This window comes from Rhizobium sp. SEMIA 4085 (genome assembly GCF_013004495.1).
Taxonomy (GTDB): domain Bacteria; phylum Pseudomonadota; class Alphaproteobacteria; order Rhizobiales; family Rhizobiaceae; genus Rhizobium; species Rhizobium gallicum.
Map to the genome: position 1 here is coordinate 1 of NZ_JABEPH010000636.1, position 1705 is coordinate 1705.

The 1705-nt window shown below is 62.6% G+C and carries 1 protein-coding gene and 1 pseudogene; both read right to left on the reverse strand.

All coding sequences use genetic code 11. The features are described from left to right. A pseudogene (locus C9413_RS32940) lies at positions 1 to 210 on the reverse strand (ABC transporter permease); the annotation flags it as partial. Next, on the reverse strand, positions 207 to 1705 hold a 1499-nt coding region (locus C9413_RS31875; RefSeq protein ID WP_170251515.1), incomplete at its 5' end, for a sugar ABC transporter ATP-binding protein. The pseudogene C9413_RS32940 and the gene C9413_RS31875, both read right to left, overlap by 4 nt.

The window sequence follows — 1705 nt, forward strand, 5'->3', positions numbered from 1 at the left end:
CGCCCGGGCCCCCGCCCTGACGGCCGGTGTTATCGCGCGCGTGGTCAGGATCAGCGGCGGTGCAACCAGAATGGCTCCGGCCAGACCATTGTTCGTGAACAGACCCTGGCCCCGGAAGGCGACAGCGCAAAGGAGGACGAGGAAAAGCCCGGCCGGAACGAACAACGAGCGGTCCTGCGTGACTTGACGGAAAGCGGTTACGGACATCATGCGGTCCTTTCCAGATCGAAATCAACGGAAGCGTCCCGGGCTTTCCCGAACATAGCGGCGAGGATTGGTGCCTCGGCGATTTCCTCGCCGGTCAGGGATCGAAACAACGTTCCCCCGAAGACCCTGACGGCGCGAGCGGCAACCGCGATGATCTCCTCGAGCTCGCGCGACACGGAGATGTCGCGGCCGCCTGTGTCAGCGAACAGACGTAGCTCCCGGTAGAGGTCGCGCTTAGTGCCGAGATCGACACCGCGGGCGGGGTCATTCAGGAGGATGACTTGGGGATCGTTTGCGAAGGCGCGCCCGATAAGCACCTTCTGCTGGTTGCCGCCCGACAGTGAGGTGATCCTGTTCGACGGGCTGCCGATCTTGATGCGCAGACGATCCACTTCGCGCTTAAACATGGGTTTCAGCGTGGGCTTGCGGATCACGCCCAGGGGTCCGAGCGTCTTCCTGTAGACACCGATGGCGAGGTTTTCGAAGATGCTTTGTTGCGGGAAGATACCCTCGCGCTTGCGATCCCCGGAGACGTAGGAAACGCCGAGCTTGGCAGCATCGTCGAGCGATTGCAGCGCGATCATCTTGTCCGTATCAACCGAGCGGACCTTCACCTCGCCACCGAACGGCTGGATGATGCCGGCCAAGACGCGGATAAAAGCGTCCTGCCCCTGCCCATCAAGCCCGGCTACGCCGACGATGCTCCCCTTGGGAAGGTCGAAATCGAATAGGCGCGCCGACCTGTGCGCGGCGAGACCCGTCGCGGTTAGTATGAGAGGGGCCAATAGCGCCTTCTTTCGGGAGGCGTATTCTGTCGCATCGCTGGCGCGCCGATCTGCCGGCGTCATCATGGACAGCAGGTTTTCCTCGGTAATCTCGTCCTTTCCGAGCGTACCGACAGTTATCCCATCACGCAGGATCGTCGCACGGTCGGCGATACGCACGAGTTCCGCGATCCGGTGGGTTACGATGAGGATCGTCGCGCCCTCGGCACGAAGGCGGTCGATTTCCGCGTGGAGCCGGAGGGTCGAGTCGAGGTCGAGCGCGGCCGAAGATTCGTCGAGGATCAGCACCTGCGGCCTGCGAAGAATAGCCCGTGCGATGACGATCCACTGTTTGATGCTGAGCGGCAGGCTGCCTGCCAGTTGATCGAGGTCTACGGATTTTCCAACGAGCCGCGCCAGGATTTCAGCCGCTTCGGTCCGCCGATCGCCGGTCAACTGCGAACGAAAGACACCGTCACGACCGACATAGAGGTTCTCGAACACGCTGGCCTCGTCGGCAACCAGGACTTCCTGGAAAATGGTGGTCAGGCCGACCCGTTTGGCGTCGACGGGCGAGGCAACCTTTTCACCCAGGATCGTGACCTTCCCTGCGTCCGGGTGCAAAACGCCCGACATGATCTTGGCCATCGTGCTCTTGCCGCTGCCGTTCTCGCCGACGATGGCGTGTACCTCTCCGGCGCGGGCCTCGAAGTCGCCCTTCTTGAGTGCCCTCG